Origin of the sequence: Nocardia sp. JCM 34519.1 (genome assembly GCF_020361265.1) — a bacterium.
Lineage (GTDB): Bacteria > Actinomycetota > Actinomycetes > Mycobacteriales > Mycobacteriaceae > Nocardia > Nocardia arthritidis_A.
On the sequence record NZ_JAIRBR010000003.1, the window covers coordinates 336708 to 358174 of the forward strand.

The 21467-nt window shown below is 67.6% G+C and carries 24 protein-coding genes; 14 read left to right on the forward strand and 10 right to left on the reverse strand.

The window, feature by feature from the left end; translation table 11 throughout:
* Positions 1-75: 75 nt before the first annotated feature.
* From LGY53_RS10995 to recX, 3 genes are all read left to right on the forward strand, one after another.
* The gene (locus tag LGY53_RS10995) at positions 76-648 is read left to right on the forward strand and encodes a TetR/AcrR family transcriptional regulator (RefSeq protein ID WP_225726553.1); all 573 of its coding nucleotides are present in this window, start codon (positions 76-78) and stop codon (positions 646-648) included.
* A gap of 208 nt (positions 649-856) precedes the next feature.
* Complete coding sequence (gene recA, locus LGY53_RS11000; protein WP_167476367.1) at positions 857-1900, forward strand: recombinase RecA; 1044 nt, start codon at positions 857-859, stop codon at positions 1898-1900.
* Positions 1901-2231: 331 nt separating this feature from the next.
* Positions 2232-2753: a recombination regulator RecX gene (gene recX / locus LGY53_RS11005; RefSeq protein ID WP_225726554.1), complete on the forward strand. Its 522-nt coding sequence runs from the start codon at positions 2232-2234 to the stop codon at positions 2751-2753.
* Between the two features lie 182 nt (positions 2754-2935).
* Here the strand turns inward: recX and LGY53_RS11010 are convergent, their stop codons facing one another.
* Positions 2936-3196, reverse strand: a complete 261-nt coding sequence (locus tag LGY53_RS11010; RefSeq protein ID WP_225726555.1) for a hypothetical protein — start codon at positions 3194-3196, stop codon at positions 2936-2938.
* Positions 3197-3242: 46 nt separating this feature from the next.
* On the opposite strand from LGY53_RS11010, the gene LGY53_RS11015 reads away from it, so the two are divergent.
* Positions 3243-3386, forward strand: coding sequence for a hypothetical protein (locus LGY53_RS11015; RefSeq protein ID WP_225726556.1), 144 nt, complete (start codon positions 3243-3245; stop codon positions 3384-3386).
* A 310-nt stretch (positions 3387-3696) separates the two neighbouring features.
* Here the strand turns inward: LGY53_RS11015 and LGY53_RS11020 are convergent, their stop codons facing one another.
* Positions 3697-4170 (reverse strand): VOC family protein, encoded by a 474-nt coding sequence (locus LGY53_RS11020; protein WP_225726557.1) that lies wholly within the window; start codon positions 4168-4170, stop codon positions 3697-3699.
* Positions 4171-4241: 71 nt separating this feature from the next.
* Positions 4242-5006: a helix-turn-helix domain-containing protein gene (locus tag LGY53_RS11025; protein WP_225726558.1), complete on the reverse strand. Its 765-nt coding sequence runs from the start codon at positions 5004-5006 to the stop codon at positions 4242-4244.
* A gap of 151 nt (positions 5007-5157) precedes the next feature.
* Between LGY53_RS11025 and LGY53_RS11030 the strand changes: the two genes are divergently transcribed.
* The 4 genes from LGY53_RS11030 to LGY53_RS11045 are packed head-to-tail and all read left to right on the forward strand — an operon-like array spanning position 5158 to position 7615.
* Positions 5158-5469 carry a hypothetical protein gene (locus LGY53_RS11030; RefSeq protein ID WP_225726559.1) on the forward strand — a complete coding sequence of 104 codons (312 nt, stop codon included), beginning with the start codon at positions 5158-5160 and terminating at the stop codon, positions 5467-5469.
* Positions 5466-6764, forward strand: coding sequence for a hypothetical protein (locus LGY53_RS11035; protein WP_225726560.1), 1299 nt, complete (start codon positions 5466-5468; stop codon positions 6762-6764). Before LGY53_RS11030 ends, LGY53_RS11035 begins: the two co-directional genes overlap by 4 nt.
* Complete coding sequence (locus tag LGY53_RS11040; protein ID WP_225726561.1) at positions 6761-7240, forward strand: hypothetical protein; 480 nt, start codon at positions 6761-6763, stop codon at positions 7238-7240. Before LGY53_RS11035 ends, LGY53_RS11040 begins: the two co-directional genes overlap by 4 nt.
* An 18-nt stretch (positions 7241-7258) precedes the next feature.
* Complete coding sequence (locus LGY53_RS11045) at positions 7259-7615, forward strand: hypothetical protein (RefSeq protein ID WP_225726562.1); 357 nt, start codon at positions 7259-7261, stop codon at positions 7613-7615.
* Between the two features lie 158 nt (positions 7616-7773).
* Here LGY53_RS11045 and LGY53_RS11050 read toward each other — a convergent pair whose 3' ends face one another.
* The 4 genes from LGY53_RS11050 to LGY53_RS11065 form a co-directional block, all read right to left on the reverse strand.
* On the reverse strand, positions 7774-8676 hold the full coding sequence (locus tag LGY53_RS11050; RefSeq protein WP_225726563.1) for an amino acid ABC transporter permease: 903 nt from the start codon (positions 8674-8676) through the stop codon (positions 7774-7776).
* Complete coding sequence (locus LGY53_RS11055; protein ID WP_167476361.1) at positions 8673-9344, reverse strand: amino acid ABC transporter permease; 672 nt, start codon at positions 9342-9344, stop codon at positions 8673-8675. The genes LGY53_RS11050 and LGY53_RS11055 overlap by 4 nt, the downstream gene beginning before the upstream one ends.
* A gap of 124 nt (positions 9345-9468) precedes the next feature.
* Positions 9469-10305 (reverse strand): glutamate ABC transporter substrate-binding protein, encoded by an 837-nt coding sequence (locus LGY53_RS11060; protein WP_225726564.1) that lies wholly within the window; start codon positions 10303-10305, stop codon positions 9469-9471.
* Between the two features lie 62 nt (positions 10306-10367).
* A complete protein-coding gene (locus LGY53_RS11065) occupies positions 10368-11096 on the reverse strand; it encodes an amino acid ABC transporter ATP-binding protein (RefSeq protein ID WP_225726783.1) in 729 nt (242 codons plus the stop codon).
* Positions 11097-11474: 378 nt separating this feature from the next.
* Here LGY53_RS11065 and miaB point away from each other — a divergent pair, with 378 nt between their 5' ends.
* Positions 11475-13043: a tRNA (N6-isopentenyl adenosine(37)-C2)-methylthiotransferase MiaB gene (gene miaB, locus LGY53_RS11070; RefSeq protein WP_225726565.1), complete on the forward strand. Its 1569-nt coding sequence runs from the start codon at positions 11475-11477 to the stop codon at positions 13041-13043.
* Positions 13044-13377: 334 nt separating this feature from the next.
* Positions 13378-13956 (forward strand): hypothetical protein, encoded by a 579-nt coding sequence (locus LGY53_RS11075; RefSeq protein WP_225726566.1) that lies wholly within the window; start codon positions 13378-13380, stop codon positions 13954-13956.
* A gap of 3 nt (positions 13957-13959) precedes the next feature.
* Here LGY53_RS11075 and LGY53_RS11080 read toward each other — a convergent pair whose 3' ends face one another.
* From LGY53_RS11080 to LGY53_RS11090, 3 genes are all read right to left on the reverse strand, one after another.
* Entirely contained in the window at positions 13960-15294 is a 1335-nt protein-coding gene (locus LGY53_RS11080; RefSeq protein ID WP_225726567.1) for an NAD(P)/FAD-dependent oxidoreductase, read from the reverse strand.
* An 81-nt stretch (positions 15295-15375) separates the two neighbouring features.
* Positions 15376-16002, reverse strand: coding sequence for a TetR/AcrR family transcriptional regulator (locus LGY53_RS11085; protein ID WP_225726568.1), 627 nt, complete (start codon positions 16000-16002; stop codon positions 15376-15378).
* Positions 16003-16012: 10 nt separating this feature from the next.
* The gene (locus LGY53_RS11090) at positions 16013-17392 is read right to left on the reverse strand and encodes a DUF349 domain-containing protein (RefSeq protein WP_225726569.1); all 1380 of its coding nucleotides are present in this window, start codon (positions 17390-17392) and stop codon (positions 16013-16015) included.
* Positions 17393-17687: 295 nt separating this feature from the next.
* Here LGY53_RS11090 and LGY53_RS11095 point away from each other — a divergent pair, with 295 nt between their 5' ends.
* Genes LGY53_RS11095 through dapF form a run of 4 tightly spaced genes read left to right on the forward strand, consistent with a single transcriptional unit; the run spans position 17688 to position 21179 of the window.
* A complete protein-coding gene (locus LGY53_RS11095) occupies positions 17688-18461 on the forward strand; it encodes a hypothetical protein (RefSeq protein WP_308102859.1) in 774 nt (257 codons plus the stop codon).
* Positions 18458-19411, forward strand: a complete 954-nt coding sequence (miaA, locus tag LGY53_RS11100; protein ID WP_225726570.1) for a tRNA (adenosine(37)-N6)-dimethylallyltransferase MiaA — start codon at positions 18458-18460, stop codon at positions 19409-19411. The genes LGY53_RS11095 and miaA overlap by 4 nt, the downstream gene beginning before the upstream one ends.
* Entirely contained in the window at positions 19408-20244 is an 837-nt protein-coding gene (locus LGY53_RS11105) for an RNA methyltransferase (RefSeq protein WP_225726571.1), read from the forward strand. The genes miaA and LGY53_RS11105 overlap by 4 nt, the downstream gene beginning before the upstream one ends.
* Positions 20241-21179 carry a diaminopimelate epimerase gene (gene dapF / locus LGY53_RS11110; protein WP_225726572.1) on the forward strand — a complete coding sequence of 313 codons (939 nt, stop codon included), beginning with the start codon at positions 20241-20243 and terminating at the stop codon, positions 21177-21179. Before LGY53_RS11105 ends, dapF begins: the two co-directional genes overlap by 4 nt.
* Positions 21180-21467 lie beyond the last annotated feature (288 nt).

A 21467-nucleotide genomic window follows, 5' to 3' on the forward strand; every position in this document is an offset into this window, starting at 1 on the left:
AGGAAGTGATGGGACTCTTGTCTCATCACACTAGCAGAGTGATAGGACAAGAGTCCCATCATTTACGATGATCGCATGGCGCGGTGGGAACCTGGAGCACGTGAGCGGCTCGTATTGGCTGCGGTGGACCTGTTCACCGAACAGGGATACGACGCGACGACTGTCACGCAGATCGCCGAGCGCGCCGGGGTCACCAAGAGCACCTTCTTCCGATACTTCCCCGACAAGCGCGACCTGTTGATGGCCGGGCAGCAGACGCTGAGTCGGTTGCTGACCGAGGGAATCGCCGCGGCGCCCGACGGCGCCACCCCCCTGGAAGCGGTTGCGGCCGGTCTGGAGCGCGCGGCGGGCGCGATGGGGCCGATGAACCGCGAACTCGCTCCCCGTCTGCGGGCCGCGATCGCCGCCAATGTCGAACTCCAGGAGCGCGACGCACTCAAGAGCGTCGGTCTCGCGGCGGCGACAGCCGACGCACTCACCGCCCGAGGCGTGCCGGAACCCACCGCGCAGCTCGTGGGTGAGCTGGGCATCCTCGCGTTCAAACGGGGTTACGCCCAGTGGATGGAAGCCCATGACGATGCCGCGCTGGCGCCCTATGTCCTCGCGGCATTGGCTGAGCTGCGAGCGGCCGGCCAGTCCCTCGACTGAGCGAGTCGATCTTGTTGAACCCGAGCGGTTTCGTGGCGGGTAGCGCGTCGATTGCCGGGTGTCGCGAACTCGTTTGCGTGTCGCCGGGCGCGTCGCTTGACTCGAACACCTGTTCGTCTAGGCTGGTCGCCGGAACTTGTCGGTGCCGCCCTCTAGTGTGAGCGCCAACCACAACGAGAGACTTACCCGTCGAAAAGGGGATCAGCACATGGCACCACAGGCGTACGACCGCGACAAGGCGCTCGAACTCGCACTGGCGCAGGTGGAGAAGAGCTTCGGCAAGGGCGCCGTGATGCGACTCGGCGAGGAGGCCCGCCAGCCCATCTCGGTCATCCCGACCGGTTCCATCGCGCTGGACGTCGCGCTCGGCATCGGCGGCCTGCCGCGCGGCCGCATCGTGGAGATCTACGGCCCGGAATCCTCGGGTAAGACCACCGTCGCGCTGCACGCGGTGGCCAATGCGCAGGCCGCGGGCGGTGTCGCCGCCTTCATCGACGCCGAGCACGCGCTCGATCCCGATTACGCCCGCAAGCTCGGCGTCGATACCGACGCCCTGCTCGTCTCCCAGCCCGACACCGGTGAGCAGGCCCTGGAAATCGCCGATATGCTGGTCCGCTCCGGCGCGATCGACATCATCGTCATCGACTCGGTGGCCGCGCTGGTACCGCGCGCCGAAATCGAGGGCGAGATGGGCGACAGCCACGTCGGTCTGCAGGCCCGCCTGATGAGCCAGGCGCTGCGCAAGATGACCAGCGCGCTCAACAACTCCGGCACCACCGCCATCTTCATCAACCAGCTGCGCGAGAAGATCGGCGTGATGTTCGGTTCGCCGGAGACCACCACCGGTGGTAAGGCACTGAAGTTCTACGCCTCGGTGCGCCTCGACGTGCGCCGCATCGAAACCCTCAAGGACGGCAGCGACGCGGTCGGCAACCGCACCCGGGTCAAGGTCGTCAAGAACAAGGTGTCGCCGCCGTTCAAGCAGGCCGAGTTCGACATCCTGTACGGGCAGGGCATCTCCAAGGAGGGCTCGATCATCGATATGGGTGTCGAGCAGGGCTTCATCCGCAAGTCCGGCTCCTGGTACACCTACGAGGGCGACCAGCTGGGTCAGGGCAAGGAGAACGCCCGAAAGTTCCTGCTGGAGAACACCGACGTCCGCGACGAGATCGAGAAGAAGATCAAGGAGAAGCTCGGCATCGGCGCCGATGTGACCGCATCCGACGCCGCCGAGGTTCCCGCCGATTTCTGACCCGATGCACAGTCGGCGTTCCCCCGATCCGCGTCCCGCCGCCGAGCGGTCCGACGAGATCGGGCGGATGCAACGTCGGCTAGATGAAATCCTTTCCACCGCGGGCCGTCTCGATAACCTCGGGAAACGGCCGGGTGGGCGGGATCCGGAACGAGTCCGGTCGGCCGAAGGTGGTTCGGCCGAACCGGGCATCATGGGAATTCGGTCGAGCGCATCCGATCCGCAGCGGGCGCGCTCGACCGGTTCCCGGCGAGGTCGCCGAAACGAGGCGCGCAACCCTGACTCCCAGTCGGCCGACTCCGAACCTTCCGACGGTCGATGGGCGGATCCGGTGGCGGCCGGATCCGGAGGCGGGACGGTCGAGCAGGCAAAGGAGGCGTGCCTGCGCCTGCTCGCCGTCCGCGCCCGCAGCCGCGCCGAACTCGCACAACGCTTGAGCGCCAAGGGATTCCAACCCGAGGTGATCGAGGCGGCACTCGACCGGATGACCGAGGTCGGACTCGTCGACGACGCCGCCTTCGCCGAACAGTGGGTGCATTCCCGACACACCTTCTCCGGCAAGGGTAAACAGGCGCTGGCCCGCGAACTCCGCATCAAGGGCGTCACCCCCGCCGACGCCGCCGCGGCCCTCGCCGCCATCACCACCGACGACGAATCCGCCCGCGCCACCGAACTGGTCCGCCGCAAACTGCGCACCCTGCCCCGCGACCTCGACCGCGACAAAACCATCCGCCGCCTCGTCGGCATGCTCGCCCGCCGCGGCTTCAACCAGTCGTTGGCATACACGATCGTGAAGGCCGAACTCGCCCAGATCGATTGCGATATGCCCGAACCCGAATCCGACCTGGACTGAATCTGCTGGGCCGATTCGTGTCATCGGCCCGGCGCCGACTCGTAATTGCCCGTGCGCAAAGTTGCGTGCGTCCAATGGGGCCGATGGGTACGTACGGCGGCAATCCGCACTCCAGCGCCGGCCGCGCATCGGCGTCTGTAATCGACGACCAATCCTGTTGCGGTCCAACAGGAATCAGTCGACTACTTCGCCAAGAGCAGATCGAGGCGGCGGGGATAGAGACAGAAGGCGCCGCGGTGCGGGATGCGGATGGTGCCGCGGCGGCCGGTGCAGGTCCAATCCAGTTCGAGGCGCCAGTCGGTCTCGTATTCGGTGGCGTGCGGCTCGAATACGAGGATTTCCGGATCGTCCGGGCGGATCTCGAAGGGGAAATCGATATCCCGCGCGGTGATCCGGGGAACCGCCGGATCCAGGTCGACGATGAACGGGCGCATCGGCAACATCGAAAGGATGCTGGCGGTCGCCAATGGTGGCCGAGCATCACGGCGTGTGAGTACCACAGCGCGCCCGCGCCGCAGTACGACGGCTTCTCCGCTCAATGTCTCCAGCAGCACCCTGATGGCGTGGCTGCCGCTCACCGGAATCGAGACGCCCCTGCCGAAGGGCTCGCAGCGCACCTCGAAGGTGCTGTGAAACTCGACGGTCGTCCCGACCGGTTCGTCGACGAGCGCGGACGAGCGGCGCATACCGATATCGCCGCGGATCTGCGACGTTCGAGCCGCCGCACGGTCGGATTCGCTGCGCACGGATGTGTCGGGTTGCCGATCGACGGTCCGGCGTCGCCACCAAGGCCATCGACCAGGCCGACTCGTGGCCACCGACCCTCCCACCGCTCGCTGAACCATCAAGTATCCACAGCGAACTCGGTCACCGCACAGGTTCTCCGGCATGTCACGGCCGTGTCGTCGACGAACTCCGTGCTCGGCCGCCGGGTCGTGCCCCCTCAGTTGGCGCGAAACCCACCTGAGATCGCCGCGCGGAAGCGGTCCTCGATTTCGGTGACGGTGAGATCCTCGGTTCGGGTGGTGAGCAGCCAGCGGTGTCCGAAGGGGCAGACCACCAGGCCGTGGCGGCCGCCGCTGAAATCGGCGCGGACCGGGAATCGGGAAGCGGCTCCTGCGGCAACGGCTTTGGCGTAGGCGGCATCGGCGTCGGGGCAGGACAGGGTGATGGAGAACGGTGCGCCGCCGTAGTGGCCGGGTGAGAGGAGCGCCACCTCGGGCATTTCATCGACCACCACGATGGGGGCGCCGTACACGCGGATCGCCGAATGCATGATCCGGCCGTCGGGACCGTCCAGTCGGATCAGGAGTTCGGCATCGAAGGCGGCGCGGTAGAACTCCAGCGCGGCGGCGGCATTGTCGACGGCGATGAGCGGGGTGCCGCTGGGGTAGTGCGGCCGGATCTCGGTTGGCATGTGCCGCAACGTATCCGGCCGCGGCATCGGATGGCTTGAACGAATGCGACATACGGCCGGTCCGGCATCGGTTACCGGTCGACGTAACCGGTTTCGATGTCGGCGATCCGGGCGCGGTCGGCGGCGAGCAGGCTCGGCGGGCAGTCGGCGAAGGCGCGGACCTCACGGGCGAAATGGGATTGGTCGCTGTAGCCCGCCGCCGCGGCGACCGTGGCCATATCGGCGCGGGCGGTGAGCAGGCGGACGGCGCGGTCGAAGCGGAGCACCCGGGCCGCGGTCTTCGGCGGTAGGCCGATCTGGTGGTTGAACTTTCTTTCGAGTGTTCTCGTGCTCCATCCGAGTTCGGCGGCCAGTAGCGAAATACGGGTGCCGGGAACGGATTTCAGCCGTCGCCAGGCCCAGGCGATCGCGGGATCCGGCACCGGCCCCGCGGCGGCGAGCCTCGCCAGCGCCGCATCGAGCAGGGTGAAACGCGTTGCCCAATCGGGTGTTTCGGCCAACTGTTCGGTGAGCCGGGGACCCGCTGGACCGAGTACCGCGGTGGAATCGACGAGGCGATTGCTGAGCAGATGCATCGGCATGCCGAATACCGCATGCGCGCGCAGGGGGTCGAGGCAGACCGCGATACCGTGCTGTGTTCCGTGATGGCCGGTCCAGGCGGTCCGTTCCCGCAATGCCGCGACCACACCGGTGCTGTATCGGGCGTGCTCGATGCGGACCGGATCGCCGAATCCGAAGAGCAGCACCACTTTTCCAGACGGCAGTTCACGGTGCCGCACCGGGTTGTCCAGTTGCTCATGGAATCCGGTGTATTCGCCGAGCGGAGCGTCGCCCACACGCATACCCCAGCCTATCGACGGCAGGTATCCAGCGCGAAGCCGCTTCGAAAGGATTGCTCCCCAATGTATTCGGGGGTTACCCCGGCAAACCGGACATTGATATGTTGACGAGCTGGTGGAGGACCTCTTTCGGAGAAAGCGGGGGATTGTGGGTGAGATCCTGCAGGTCGATGCGGCGGCGCTGCGCGACCTGGGCGGCACGCTGACCGGGCATGCGAGCGATATCGCGGATATCAAGGTGGATGCGACGGTGACGATGCCGAATTCGCCGATCGGCGATGCGACGGCGGCGGTCGGCCCCGCCGCGTTGGCCGCATTCGGCGCGCTGGGCAACAACATTCAGCAGATGGCCGGGGTGGCGACGTCGGGCGCCACCTCGTACCAGGATGTCGAGCACGCGTTCGCCGACGAGTTCCAGCGGCTGGCCGCGCAACGACCGGTCGGACGGCGCGCCGAATGACGGCAACGATCGGCCATGTCCGCGGCTGCACCCCGTCGACGATGGTCACCTACGGAACGCAATTGGCCGCATCCAACGAAAGTTTCGTCGGATCGGTGGACAAGATGCGCCGCGACGTCGAGGGGATGGCCAAGGGCTGGCGCGGTGACGGTGCCGCGGCGGCCTCGGCTCGCGCTGTGGGAGAACGGCTTTCGGCCACCTACATCGACGACGTCGCGAGCCGGATCGCGGCGTACTACAAGGCGTACGGCACCCAACTGGATCTGACCAGAACCGCGATCATGACCATCGTGGACAACGAGGCGCCCGCCGCGGGCATGCGGGTGGCCGACGACGGCACAGTCACCGCACCGAAATACCCTGGCGGCAACGGTCTTTCCGGGCTGCTGCTGCAGGCGCGACTCGATGCGCAGGCCCAGGATCTGCAGTCCAGGATCCAGGATCTGCTGAAAAGCTTCGACGACGACGAACACGCGGCCGCGGGAGCCATCAAGCAGGGCACGGAAGGTTTGCAGGCGCTGGCCAAGGCGCCGGTCGGGCCGATGCCGAAGCTGGCGGCGGTGGAGGTGCTGAAATCGGCCGACGGCCGCTACCACATCGGTGATCCGGCGGAGCCGAGCATCCCGCACGACGACACGTTCATCTACAACTCCAAGGAGTCCGATATCGGCGACCTCGCGTCCGCTGCCGAGTGGAAGACGAAATTGCTCGGCGCCGAGGCGATTCGGCCGGACCTCGACGACGCGACCCGGCTCTACCGGCACTACTGGGACAACAACGGTGAGCCGATGGAATTCGACTACAGCAAGGCGTACAAGGACGATCCGAACATCCATCACGCGGTCGACTACGAGGTTTCAAAGGCCGCGGCCGCCGCGGATCAGATGGTGCGAGCCGGGCAGACGAATTTCAAGATGACCGGTAAGCCGCTCACCGTCGGCGGCGCCGACCCGAACCTGCCGTACCCGGCGACCGAGGACTGGCAGAAGGCGGTCGGCGGATATCAGCAGTGGAGCCATTCGAATGTCCGGGTGGAAGGCAACCGGGTCGTCATGGACGTCACGGTCGAGGCCAAGGACTACTACAACTTCGACAAGGGCAAGGCGGATGTCGCGACCGGGACGAACGATTCGGAGAACGGGCGCTTCACCGAGATCGGCTGGGCCAAACCGTTCGATACCCACGGCCGCATGACCCAGACCGTGTCGTGGGAGGTGGGCAAACCGCCGTCGACGGCAACGGTGGACAGCACCTCCGAACCCGGGCGGGGCAGGCGCACCGGAGGCGGCCGTTGACCGCGCGCGCCGGTCTGCTGGCCCTCGCGGTCGCCGCATTGGTCGCGGGCGGCTGCGGGGCACCGTCGAATCCAACTCCGCACGAAAGGACCGGCCAGGTGTCAGAGGATATCCGGCACGACATCGACCCGCTGACAAAGTATTTCCCGCTCATCGGGAATCCGGTCGCGGCGTCCTGGCTCGGCTGGAGCAACGCGTCCGGCGCGGCACCGGGGCCGTCGATGTATTGGATCGATGCGGTCGTCGAGCTCCGGCCGGAGACCGCCGCCGCGTTGCGCGCCCGGTACGCGCCCGCCGAACCGGCCGCGCCCGCGGTGAAAGATGCGTTGCGCCAAGCGGTTCCGGACGGGCCGTATCTCACAGGACGCGAGTTCGATATCGCGCTCGGCGGGTCGAAGCAGTGGGGCGGTAACGCGCGCGGCTACCTGCATCACGACCGGCCACTGCTGGTCTTCCAGGCGATCTCCGGTGGCTGACGGAACAGAGGGGTGAAAATGCCGGAATACCAAGCCGATCGCGAAGAGCTGGGGCTGAAAGTACAACGCGCCCAACACGAGTTGGCGCAGATCCGGGGGATAGGCGTGGTGGACGGCGTCACCGTGGAGGTCGACGCCGAGAACCGGTTGCTCGCGGTCAGCGTCCCCAACTGCGCCGCCGTGCTTGCGGCGTACGCGGCGGCGATACAGGACAAGGAGCCGAAGGTGGCGCACGCGATGCGCGACCTGACCACCGACCCCCGAGTCCAATCGGTGCGAATATTCGTCGACGCCAACGCATCCCAGCCACCCGCCGAGGACGACCTGGACACCTCGGTATGGGCCGGAAGCGCGGCCGTCGAGCGGGTCTGGTGAGTCGGCGCTGACCTGAAGCGTCTCGCGACACACACAGATCGACCCCGGTTCGAACGACGGCGTGCTCCGGATATCTGCGAATCCGTAGGTCACGCAACCGGTTCCGTAGCTGGTACGGAACCGGGTCGTTCGAACCGGGGTCGAATCGTGTTCGGCGGCTAGGCCTTTGCCCCTGCGAGGTCGACGCCGGGGGCGGCGTCGGTGAGGACGGAGTCGGCCGCGATGACCGTGCCGCCGCGGGTTCTGCGGCGGGCCCGCAACCACTTCTCCAGTTTGGTCGCCACCAGGGTCAGCGCGCTGTTCAAGGCGATCATGATGATGGCGATGACGATCAGCGACGGAATCGTATTCTGCTGGGCCGCACCGAGTTGCTGACCGGAGCGGACGACCTCGGTGTAGGTGATCTGGTAGCCGAGGGCCGAATCCTTCAGCGCGACAACCATTTGCGAGACCAGCGCGGGCAGCATCGAGGTAATGGCCTGCGGCAGCAGGATAAGTCGCATCAGCTGGCCCTTGCGCAGGCCGAGCGCGACCGCCGCCTCGGTCTGGCCCTTCGGCAGCGACCGGATGCCCGCCCGCACGATCTCGGCCATGACCGACCCGTTGTAGATGGTCAGCGCGATGACGACCGCGGCGAGCGCCAGATCCTCCGGCTGGAAGGTGGCGTTCTTCGAGAAGGAGGCGAACAGGAAGATCATCAGGATCAGCACCGGAATCGCCCGTGCCACTTCGACGATCGCGCCCGCGATCCAGCGCACCGCCCGATGGTCGGACAACCGCAGCACACCGAAGATCATGCCGAGCACCAGCGCGAACACGATGGCCAGCAGCGCGGCGACGATCGTGCCCTTCAGGCCGGGCAGCAGGTATGTGGTCCAGATGTCGGCCTCGAGGAACGGCTTCCACTTCTCCGCGTCGAACTGGCCCTTCGCCGCGAAGCCGCGGTAGAACACCCAGCCGACGCCGAGGAGGACGAGCACGACGAGTACGGAGTAGAGCTGGTTGCGGACGCGCGCGCGGGGGCCCGGCGCATCGAACAGAACTGATGCGCCGCCGCTCATCGCGCCACCTCGAATCGTTTGGCGAGCCAGCCGAACAGGATTCCGGTCGGCAGGGTCAGGATGATGAAGCCGAGCGCGAAGATGGCGCCGATGGCCAGCAGCGCCGCCTCGTTCTCGTTCATCTTCGCCATCAGGAAGGCGGCCTCGGCGACGCCGATGGCGGAGGCGATGGTGGTGTTCTTGGTGAGTGCGATCAACACGCTGCCCAGCGGTGCGATGACCGCGCGAAATGCCTGGGGCAGCACGATGAGCCGGAGATTCTGCGAGAACGAGAGTCCGAGCGAGCGGCCCGCCTCGGACTGGCCCATCGGCACCGTGTTGATGCCCGCGCGCAGCGACTCACAGACGAATGCGCCCGTGTAGATGCTGAAGCCGACGACGGCGTAACGGAAGTTGTTGGTGGCCAACGAATCTCCGCCGAGCTTCCAACCCATCGTCGCATAGAGACCCAGCGACATGAACACGATGATCAGCGTCAGCGGGGTGTTGCGGAAGATGGTCACGTAGGCCGTGCCCAGCCAGCGGGCAACAGGTACGGGCGACACACGCAGCGCGGCGACAATGGTGCCGAGTATCAGCGCACCGACCGCGGATAGCACGGTCAGTTGAATGGTCACCCAGAAGGCATCCAGGATTTGCTTGTGGTACCTGGAGATCAGGTCGAACACGGCGGACGCGTCCCTCCGATCGCGAGTCGAGCTGCCGGGAAAGCAATGAAGGCTGTGGCGGGTGATCCGACCCGGCAGACCCGGATCACCCGCTCGGCGCACCGCCGCGGCGGCATGCCGTCGATCAGTAGCGGTCCACCTTCGGCGGCGTCGGCGCCTGGTAGCCGGAGGCGCCGACGGTGTCGTCGAACGCCTTCTTCCACGAACCGTCCGCGATGATCGCCTCGATGGCGTCGTTGACCTTGTTCCGGAGCTCCTTATCGCCCTTCTTCAGGCCGATGCCGTAGTTCTCCGTGGTGAACGGCTTGCCGACGACCTTGTAAGAACCGGCGCTCTGCGCGGCGTAGCCGGCCAGGATGATGTCATCGGTGGTGATCGCGTCGTACGAACCCGCCTTCAGACCCTCGAGGCACAGCGAGTACGTGTCCGGCGCCTGCAACTGGGTGTCGGGGAAGTTCTTCTCGATGTTCTGGGCCGGGGTGGAGCCCTTCACCGAGCAGACCTTCTTGCCCTTCAGATCCTCCGGGCCGTTGATCGAGGTGTTGTCCTTGCGGACCAGCAGCGACTGACCCGCGACGTAGTACGGGCCCGCGAAGTCGACCTTCTGCTTGCGGCTGTCGCTGATCGAGTAGGTGGCCACGATGTAGTCGACCTGGCCGTTCTCGATGAGCGTCTCGCGCTGCGGGGACGGCGCCTCCTTGAAGGTGATGCCCTCCGGCTTCACGCCGAGCTTGCCCGCCACCAATTTGGCGATCTCGACGTCGAAGCCGCTATAGGAGCCGTCCTTGTTGCGCAGGCCGAGGCCCGGCTGGTCGAACTTGATGCCGATGGTGAGTTTGCCGTCCTTGGCGTGGTCGAGCGCGGATTTGTTCGAGCTCCCGCCGCAGCCCGCGGTGGTGGCGGCTGCGACAGCCAGGGCGGTGACCCCGATACCCAGCCGAATCGCACGGTTGATCCTCATCGAGTTTTCTCTCCCTCTCGTGGATTATTAAGGCGAGCTACAGCTCGGTAACACAGCTGAGCTCAGTGGCTCAATATCTTGCCGAGGAAGTCCTTGGCACGATCGGATTTCGGGGCGGTGAAGAAGGTTTCCGGGTGGGTGTCCTCGACGATCTGGCCGTCGGCCATGAAGAGCACCCGGTTGCCCGCGCGGCGCGCGAAGCCCATCTCGTGGGTGACCACGAGCATGGTCATACCCTCCTTGGCCAGCGAGACCATGACCTCGAGCACCTCGTTGACCATCTCCGGGTCCAGCGCCGAGGTGGGCTCGTCGAACAGCATCACCTTCGGGTTCATCGCCAGCGCGCGGGCGATGGCGACACGCTGCTGCTGACCACCGGACAGCTGGGCCGGATACTTCTCCGCCTGGTTGGCGATGCCGACGCGGTCGAGCAGTTCCATCGCCCGCTTGCGCGCGTCCTCCTTCTTCGTCTTGCGCACCTTCATCGGCGCCAGCATGACGTTCTCGACGATGGTCTTGTGCGCGAAGAGGTTGAACGACTGGAACACCATGCCGACGTCGGCGCGCAGCGCGGCGAGGGCGCGGCCCTCCTCCGGCAGCGGAACGCCGTCGACGGTGATCTCACCGGAATTGATCGGCTCGAGTCGGTTGATGGTGCGGCACAGCGTCGACTTCCCGGAACCCGATGGGCCGAGGACGATCACCACCTGTCCCTTGGGGACCTCGAGGTTGATGTCACGCAGTACATGCAGGTCGCCGAAGTGTTTGTCCACGTTGCGCATCGAAATCATCGGCGCGCTCGTGGCGGCGCTTGCGTCCCCGGTGGTGGCGATCCCGGTCTTGGCGGGCGCGGCGGCGTCGTCGGTCATGGTCCAAGACCTTAAGGGGTAAAACCGGTTTTGCCCGAGTTTCGACGACACACCTGGATCACGGAGGACGTCACCAGTCGATCACATCCGTCATTGATTCGTCACCGAACGCGGTGAACGTCACACGCCCGTAACCTGCCGTACTAGTTTGTATGCGGGCCGGACCTGGGCTTATGTACGTTCCCGGCGGGCCGTGGCCGACGCGCGGGAGCGATCGATCACATCGGAGGGCCGTCCCGTAGCCCAAAGTTTTGGCGGCACGCCGCGATCTTCCCACTCTCGGGCGGCCGATGCGGCGCAATGGCGCGCGACGCTCCCCCGTACCCTGTACGGGTGGTGGATTCGAGCGGAACCGCGGTGGCGGAGGTACGCAGTTACGAGGTCCGCACCTTCGGTTGCCAGATGAACGTGCACGATTCCGAGCGCTTGTCCGGCCTGCTCGAGGATGCGGGCTATGTGAAGGCCGCGCCGGGCGCGACGGCCGACCTGGTCGTCTTCAACACCTGTGCGGTGCGCGAGAACGCCGACAACAAGTTGTACGGCACTCTCGGTCACCTCGCGCCGGTGAAGGCCGGGCGCCCCGGTATGCAGATCGCGGTCGGCGGCTGTCTGGCGCAGAAGGATCGCGACACCGTGGTGCGCAAGGCGCCGTGGGTGGATGTGGTGTTCGGCACACACAACATCGGCTCGCTGCCGGTGCTGCTGGAACGTGCGCGGCACAATGCCGAGGCGCAGGTGGAGATCCTGGAATCGCTGGAGGCGTTCCCGTCGACGCTGCCCGCCAAGCGGGAGTCCGCGTACGCGGGCTGGGTGTCGATTTCGGTGGGCTGCAACAACACCTGCACGTTCTGCATCGTGCCGTCGCTGCGCGGCAAGGAGGTAGACCGCAGGCCCGGTGACATCCTCGCCGAGGTGCAGGCGCTGGTCGACCAGGGCGTCGTCGAGGTGACGCTGCTCGGGCAGAACGTGAACTCCTACGGGGTGTCCTTCGCCGATCCCACCGAGGAACGCGACCGCGGCGCCTTCGCGAAACTGTTGCGCGCCTGCGGGAATATCGACGGGCTGGAGCGGGTCCGGTTCACCTCGCCGCATCCGGCCGAATTCACCGACGACGTCATCGAGGCGATGGCGCAGACGCCGAACATCTGCCCGCAGCTACATATGCCGCTGCAGTCCGGATCCGATCGGGTGCTCAAGGCGATGCGCCGCTCGTACCGTAAGTCGCGGTATCTGGGCATCATCGAAAAGGTAAGGGCCGCAATGCCGCACGCGGCCATCACCACCGACATCATCGTCGGGTTCCCGGGCGAGACCGAGGCCGATTTCCAGGAGACCCTGGATGTGGTCCGGCAGGCGCGGTTCACCAGCGCGTACACCTTCCAGTACTCCAAGCGGCCCGGCACCCCGGCCGCCGAAATGCCCGACCAGCTGCCCAAAGAGGTGGTGCAGGAACGGTACGACCGGCTGATCGCGCTGCAGGAGGAGATCTCGCTCGACGCCAATCGCGCGCTGATCGGCAGCGAGGTGGAGCTTCTGGTCGCCGAGGGCGCGGGCAAGAAGAACGCGGCCACCGCGCGGATGAGCGGCCGGGCGCGCGACGGCAGGCTGGTGCACTTCCGGCCCGGCGGCACCGCCGAGCCGATCCGGCCCGGCGATGTGATCACCGTCGACATCACCGATGCCGCACCGCATCACCTGATCGCGGATTCGGTCGTCAAAACGCATCGGCGCACCAGGGCCGGTGACGCGCACGAGGCCGGTGTCACGCCGAAGACCGCGCCGATCGGTGTCGGACTCGGGCTGCCGCGCATCGGCGCGCCCGCCCCGGAACCGGCCGCCGCGGGCTGCTCGACGGGGTGCGACATCTGATCGGGTTCCGTTGTGTGCCACCGACTTCGGGTCGGCCGATCGGATCGGTGACCGAGCGGACTACGCTGGCCGGGAGATCCGCCCGGTAGGCGGAAATGGTCGAGCCGCCGTGCGGGAATCGCACGACACAGGAGGTGACGCGATGGCCGACGGTACGAATCCGACACCCGACGATCGCGCGGCAGATCCGGAATCCGATCCGGCGGCCGGTGCTACTACTGGTCGTAGTGGGTCGGATGCGGCGGCGGATAGTGCGGATGGCACAGTGGCTGATGCCCCCGCGGACGGGGGTCAGTCCGCCAATGACGATCCAGCCGAACGAAACGAGGGCTCCGTGAACTCGGTCGAGCACAGCAACGACTTCGAGCGCTTCCGCCAGGAGATCGACGATGTCGAGCGCCGCATCGCCGGTGAGATCGATCCCGGCGCGCGCGCCATGGTGGTGGCGGGCGCGGTGTTCGTGCTGCTGGTCTCGCTGGTGTTGCCGCACGCGGGTGCGGCCCGCGGCTTCGATGTGCTGCTCAATACCGATGCGGCGCACGCCGAGCACATCGGACTGCCGTCGAAGGTCTTCGTCTGGTTCACCACGATTTTCGCGATCGGCTTCTCGCTGCTGGCGCTGATGACCCGGCGCTGGGTGCTGGCCTGGATCGCGGTCGCGGGGTCGTCGATCGCGAGCGTATTCGGCGTGCTGTCCATTTGGCATCGGCAGACGCCGGGTATCAACAACTATCACGGCGCCGGGCCGGGGATCGGTCTGATCCTGGGCGCCATCGCCGTCATCGTGCTGACCTTCCACTGGGTCCGCGTGGTGTGGAGCCGCACGATGCTGCAGCTGGAGGCGGAGGAGCAGCGCAGAATCGCGGCGGCGCAGGCCGAGGAGCGGGACCGCCGCCGACTCTCCGGCGAGTGAACTTCAGCGCGGTCGGGGCTGGACCCGGCGCAATCGGTGCCGCAACTTTGCGGCCGCGTCGAAGACCGCCGAGCCGATCCGAGCCGGAATATACGGGCTGAAAGGGACGTAGGGGACCGCCTCGAATCGCGGGTTCTCGTGTTGCGCAACCCAATTGCGGGCCGCCGCGACGCGCGCCCGACCCATGAGGTGGTTCCACACCGGCCTGCGCTGCTTGGCCCAGGGCTCGAAGACGGTGGCGGCGAGATGACCGGGCATGGGGTGGGCGCGGCGCAGGTACGCACCGAGTCGTGAGCCGAGTCGCTCGGCATCCTCGATCGCCAGGCTGGCGCCCATCCCGATGGTCGGCAGGAAGGCGTGGCACGAGTCGCCGAGCAGCACGAGATTGCGGTCCTCGACGTACGGGTGCGGCAGCGGGTTGCTGTCGCGCATCGGCCACAGGTAGACCCGTGGGTCGTCCCAGTCGTCGATCAGTTCCAGCGACTGTGTCAGCAGCCCGCCGTGGATCGGCGTGTTCTCGGCGAGCGTCCGGGCGAGCGCGTACTTGGTCGCCGCGGGGATCGCGGTCCACGGTGTGTCCGGTGCTAGTTCGTGCTCATCGAACAGCCGGGCCCTGGTCGAATGGTCGAAGCCGAGCGCGATGGCCAGCCGATGTCTGCCGAGCGGAAAGTACGCGTTGGTGGCGAATCCGCCCTTGGTGAATTGGACGGTGCCGCCGTTGGCTATCGCCGGAAAGGTCACGGGTGTGCGCGGATCGGCTGGATAGCCCTCGGCGAGCAGATAGATGATCGAGAAGCCGCGGTCCATCGGTTCGGCCTCCGGAAAGAAGGTGGTGCGGGCGACCGAGTGGATGCCGTCGCACGCGATGACGATGTCGAATTCGCGTGGCCGCGGCGCGGTGCCGTTCCTGGATCCGAAGCGGAGCAGGACGCGGCCGTGCTCATGCGAATCGATTCCGCTCACCTCGTGTTCGCGGAGAATCTCGGTGCGGCGCAACAGTTTCGAGAGATTTTCCAGGAACTCGGGCCGGTACACGCTGTAGGTCTTGTTCGGGTTGACCCGGATTCGCCGTTGGTCCGCCGGGGCTCCCGCCACATCCAGTACGAGGCGGCTGCCCGGATGTCCGACGGTCAGCGCGGATTCCTTCCAGCCCAACCGATTCAGCGCGTGGCAGGCCCTGGGCTGAATGCCGTATTCGACACCGGGATAGTCCGTCATGCTGCGGTTGCGGTCGAGAATCGTGAGCTGGGTATCGGTCGATTCGGTGGTCTTCTCCAGGGCGAGCGCGACTGTCAGGCCGGCCGGGCCTGCGCCGATTATTCCTATCCGTACGGTCATAGGGGCTCCCAATCGGTTCGTATGCGGGCGCCAAATAGTAAACCGATGGGTGCAATAATTGGAAGACCCCGTCGCCAGGGGTCAGTGCGGGTCGTACATGCGCAGAAATCCGGTCAACCCGTGCCGCACCCGATCGCGGATCTCCTGCTCGGACGGGCTCTGGCACAGGCCGAGCGCGATCTCCTCGCGCCACGTCCCGCCCAGCCAGAGCGCCAACAGATCGTCGGCGGCTCGCTCGACGTCATCGGTTCGGATGATTCCGAGCTCGGCGGTCCGTCCGACGAGGCGAATCACCATGGTTCGGCCACGTTGCGGCCCCGCGGCGAAGAACCGGCGGACCAGGTCGCTGCCCCGGTACGGCTCGAACGCGAAAATCCGGTCGAAGGCCAGAATGTCGGGACTCACCAGCAGCGCGATCAGCGCCTCGCCGCACCGCGTGAGCTGGGCGACCGGATCGGGCAGGTCGTCGGCGCCGAGCACGGCATGTTCGAGCCTGCCCGCCTCAGCGTCGACGATGGCCTCCAGCAAGGACACCTTGTCGCCGAAATGGCCGAACACCGTCCGCTTGGAAACTCCGGCACCCGCGGCGACGGCGTCCATGGTCGCGCGCTCGAAACCCTTGTCGAGGAATTCGACTCGCGCCGCGGCCAGGATCGCGTCGCGCTTGGCGAGATCGACCGGCCGGCCCGGACCTCGATGCGTCGACATGCGCGGTGGGTCAGCGGTTGCTGACGGCCCCCTCCGCCGCCTCCGCCCATTCACGCCACTGCTTGGCCTGCTCGAGCGCCTTCTCCGCATCCCGCTTATTGCCCGCCGCTTGGGCTTTCGCGGCCTGCTCCTCGAATTGCGCCACCCGCTCGCGGAATTGGGCCGCGCGGGCCACCGCCTCCGGATCGGTGCGCCGCCACTGCGCGTCGACCGCGTCGCGGACCCGCTTCTCGATTGCGCGCAGCTTGCTCTCGAGTTCCTGCATGCGCTCGCGCGGCACCTTGCCGATCGCATCCCACCGGTCCTGCAGCTCGCGCAGCTGGGCGCGGGCGGTGTCCAGATCGGCGGACGGGTCGATGTTCTCGTACGCGCGCAGCAGTTCTTCCTTGGCCGTCGCGTTGTGCTCGAATTCGGCGTCGCGTTCGGATACCGCGGCGTTGCGCGCCGCGAAGAACACGTCCTGCGCGCTCTTGAACCGCCGCCACAGCGCCTCGTCGGCCTCGCGCGGGGCCCGGCCCGCCGCCTTCCACTCCGCGAGCAGATCGCGGAAGACGCCCGCGGTGCCGACCCAGTCGGTGGAACCGGACAGCTCCTCCGCGCGGGCGCACAGCTCCTCCTTGCGCGTCTTCGCGGCCGCGCGCTCCCGGTCCAGCTCGGCGAAATGCGCGCCGCGCCTGCGGTTGAACGCCTCACGGGCCTTGGAGTACCGCTTCCACAGCGCGTCGTCCACCTTGCGGTCGACGCCGCGAATGGATTTCCACTCGTCCAGGATTTCGCGCAGCCGATCGCCCGCGGCCTTCCACTGGGTGGATTCTGCGGCGATCTTCTCCGCCTCGGCGGCCAGCGCCTCCTTGCGCTCGGTGTGCTCGTGGCGGGTCCGCTCCTTCTCCTCCTTGGCGTGCGCGGCCGCCTCCTCGGAGTGTTCGGCGATCGCGGCCAGCCGCTGGGCCAGCCCGTCGATATCGCCGATGACGGCGGCGGTCGGCAGGGATTCGGCGAGTTGGGTGGCGGCGGCCCTGGTCTTGCGGGCATCGGCGCCCGCGGCCAGCCGCGCCTCCAGCAGGGCGACCTCGGTGGCCAGATCGTCGAAGCGGCGGCCGAAATGCGCGAGACCCTCGGCGGCGTCACCGGCCTGCCAGGATCCGACAACACGTTCGCCATCGGCCGTTTTCACCCACGCGGTACCGTCCTCGTCGACCCGGCCCCACAGGCTCGGATCGCTGACCGTCGGGACGACCACCGGATGTGGATGCGGCTGCGCCGGGCCCGGCGTCGGTTTCGCCGCATGCGGTTTGGGCGGGCGGGGTGTCGAGCCACCGGGCTTCGGCGCGCCGGACGGTCGCGGTGCCGTGCCGGGGGTGGCCTTCGCGGTTCCGTTGCTGTCGGTCATAGCTCCTCGTCCCTGCCGCGCGTCACGGCTGCCTGGTTACGCCCTAGCTCATCCCATTGAACCCGGTTTGAGCCCTACAAACCATCGATCGACGCCCTCCCAGAGCGGATACTTACACAACTCGACCCGCGATGACCTGGGATGTAGCACTTCGAACACTATCAATGTCGGCCGAGTTTGCGGCATAGACACTCGAACCCCGCAGGTCCGGGCGGTATGCGCGGCGGGCCGGGTGCGCGGCGTGCGACCGCGGCGGGCCGGATGCGGCCGGGTACCAGTGGCGCGTATCACCGTCGTGGCAAACGACTACGGTTACGGCGTGTTCTCCGTTGCCGCCCTGGTCCCGTCGCCGCCGATACTGGTACCCGAGCTCTGCGGCGCGGCCTGCGAGACGGACGGTCCGGCCCGGCTGCGCGCCGCGGCGCTCACCGCGGTGGGGGCGCTCGCCGGGCTGCGGGAGTGGACGGCCATCGGCGTCGGCGCGGCCGATCAGGTGCTCGGACCGGATGCGCTCGGCACGTTTCGCGGCTTCGGCGCGGATGTGCGGGCCGGACTGTCGGCTCGGGCCCTCGGCGCGACGCCGGATCCGGAGCTACCGCTGCCCGCGTTGATAACGGGGTGGTTGCGCGGTGTTGTCGCGCCGGATGCGACCGTGACGGTGCGGATCATCGCCGCCGATACCGAGGCCGCGCGCTGCGCGTCGATCGGTAGCGCGCTGCGTGCCGAACTCGATCGCGCGCCCGAGCCATCGGGGGTGCTCGTACTCGGCGACGGCGCGGCGACCCTGTCGTTGAAGGCGCCCGGCTATCTGGACGAACGAGCGGCCGCGGCGCAGGCGGCGCTCGACCGGGCCTTGGCCATCGGCGATCTCGATGCGCTCGCGACGCTCGATCCCGTGCTCTGCGACGAATTGATGCTGTCCGGCCGGGCCGCGTACCAGGTGCTCGCCGGACTGTTCGCCGCCGACGTGCGGCCGCCCGCGATCGAAACCCTCTACCAGGATGCGCCTTTCGGCGTCGGCTACGACGTCGCGGTCTGGCGTCCCGATGCGGAAGGCGGGGCGGTATGACGAATCCTGTTCCCGCGCAACGATCATCCGCGATCCGGCCGGTCGCCGTCGTCGGGCCCACCGCGACCGGCAAATCGGAGCTAGGGCTCGCGCTGGCCGAACGGCTCGACGGCGAAATCGTGAATATCGATGCGATGCAGCTGTATCGCGGGATGGACGTCGGCACCGCGAAACTCACGGTGGCCGAACGTCGCGGCATTCCGCACCACCAGCTCGACGTGCTCGAGGTGACCGAAACCGCCAGCGTCGCCGCCTATCAGGCGGCCGCCGCCGCGGACGTCACCGACATCATGGCCCGCGGGCGCACGCCGGTCATCGTCGGTGGTTCGATGATGTATGTGCAAGCGCTGCTGGATGATTGGGAGTTCCCGGCGACCGATCCGCGGGTGCGGGCGCGCTGGGAGGCGGTGCTCGCCGACGGCGGCGTCGCCGCGGTGCACGAGGCGCTGCGCGCCGCGGATCCCGTTGCCGCGGCCACGATTCTGCCCACCGACGGCCGCCGGATGGTGCGCGCGCTGGAGGTGGTCGAGATCACCGGTGAGCCGTTCGCCGCGTCGGCGCCGACGATCGGCGAACCACGGTGGGGGACAAGGATTATCGGCGTAGACCGGGATACCTCGGAGCTGGACGCCAGGATCGGGCTGCGCACCGCGGCGATGTTCGACGGCGGACTGGTCGAGGAGGTGCGCGGGCTGCTGGCGCACGGCCTGCGCGACGGGCAGACCGCACGGCGCGCCATCGGCTACGCACAAGTCCTTGCCTACCTGGACAACGAATACGACCTGAGTCATGCGCAGGAACGCACCCTGATCGGCACCCGGCGCTATGTCCGGCGGCAGCGCTCGTGGTTCCGCCGGGATCCGCGGGTGCGCTGGGTGGACGGCGCCGACCCTCGGCTGGTGGACGCGGCGCTGCAAATGCTCGACGAGATGGAACGGACCCCACAGTGACCAGACGTGTCAGCACTCGTAACGCATCGGTCCAGGTGTGGCAGGCCTATCTGAACAATCGCGGCAAACGCCACCGCGACGGCCGCTTCCTGGTGCAGGGCGTGCGTCCGATCAACCAGGCGGTCGCCAACGGCTGGCCGCTGGAGACGCTGCTGTATCGGCTCGGTGCGCCCGATCTATCCGGCTGGGCCCGCGAACTGCTCGACAGCAGCGGTGTTCCCGCCGTCGGCCTGGTGCCCGAGCTGATGGCCGAACTCGGCGAAAAGGCAACGGGCGCACCGGAATTGGTGGCCGTCGCGATGACGCGGGATCCGGCGCTGGAGACCTTCGAACCGGGGGAGCCGGGCGAGGACGCGCCGGTGATCGTCGTATTCGACCGGCCCAACTCGCCGGGCAACCTCGGCACCCTGATCCGGTCCGCCGACGCGTTCGGGGCCTGCGGGGTGATCGTCACCGGGCACGGCGCCGACCAGTACGACCCGCAGGCGGTGCGCGCCTCGACCGGATCGCTGTTCGCGGTGCCGGTGCTGCGGGCCGCGGGTCCGGCGCAGGTGCTCGAATTCCGGGATCGCCAGGTCGCGCGCGGCATCCCGACGCGCATCGTAGGCACCGATGAAAAGGGTGCGCGGGCGATCTACGACCACGACCTCACCGAGGCGACCATCCTGGTCATCGGCAACGAGACCAGCGGAATGAGCGCGGCCTGGCTGCAGGCCTGCGACGATACGGTGCACATTCCGATGGGCGGCACCGCGAGCTCACTGGGCGCGCCGTCCGCTGCCGCCGCCGCGCTCTACGAAATTTCCCGGCAGCGCCGGACGTTTGCCAGATGAACCCGGGCGCGGCGCGGGCGCGAATCGACTGGGAGGATGCAGGCGTGCTGGATATCGAGTTCACCAAAGGCCATGGCACCCAGAACGACTTCGTGGTGCTGCCCGACGAGGACCTGCGGCTGGAGCTGACGCCGGAGCGGGTCGCCGCGCTGTGCGACCGGCAGCGCGGCCTCGGCGCCGACGGTGTGCTGCGGGTGGCGCGCGCCGGTGCGTTGCTGGAAGCCGGTGTGCTGGACGCGATCCCGGCCGGTATCGGCGCGGACGACTGGTTCATGGATTACCGTAACGCCGACGGTTCGATCGCGGAGATGTGCGGTAACGGGGTCCGGGTGTTCGCGCACTATTTGGCCGCCACCGGGCGCGAAACCCGGAACGAATACGTGGTAGGCAGCCGCGGGGGCGCGCGTCCGGTCACCGTGCACGCGGCCGACGCGGTGAACGGTGAGGTCACCGTCGGGATGGGGCGGGTCGGCGAACTCGGGAAATCCACCGCCACCATCGGGGGCTGGGGATACCCGGGCATCGGGATCGATGTCGGCAATCCACATCTGGCCTGCGTGGATCCGGGAATGTCCGCCGAAGGGCTGGCCAAACTGGATCTGACCGTCGCGCCCGGATTCGATCCGGATCTGTTCCCCAACGGGGTGAACGTCGAAATTCTCACCGCGCTCGACGCGGACGGGGGCGTCGATATGCGGGTGTACGAGCGGGGCGTCGGTGAAACGCGTTCCTGTGGGACGGGGACGGTCGCCGCGGCCGCGGCGGCGCTGGCACACGAGGGATTCCGGATCGGCGAGGGCACCGGGGAGGTCACCGTTCGCGTGCCAGGTGGTCGGCTGCGGGTGCGGCTCGCGAACGGGGAGGCGTGGATGCGCGGCCCGTCGGTGCTGGTCGCCAGCGGTCGCCTCGCTGCGGGCTGGTGGTCCGCGCAGTAGGTACGCGCGGTTTCGCGTGTTTCGGGGTTGTCGAGCTGTCACTCGGGCGGCCCACGCACCGGTCGCTGGCGGCGACGGCCTGTTCTCCACGTCCGACTTCGAGGACAGGCCCTGGCTGGAAGCAGGAACCGGCGGCCGCCGGTCGTTCGTTGTTCTGATGCGAGCAGGTCGTCGCCAGATGACGGTCGCCGCGCCGGGGCGGATATCCGGATGCGACGAATGGCTGCCGCGTGGCAGCATTGAGGACGTATGAGGAAATCAGAGACGTATGACATTACTTCGGCGGAC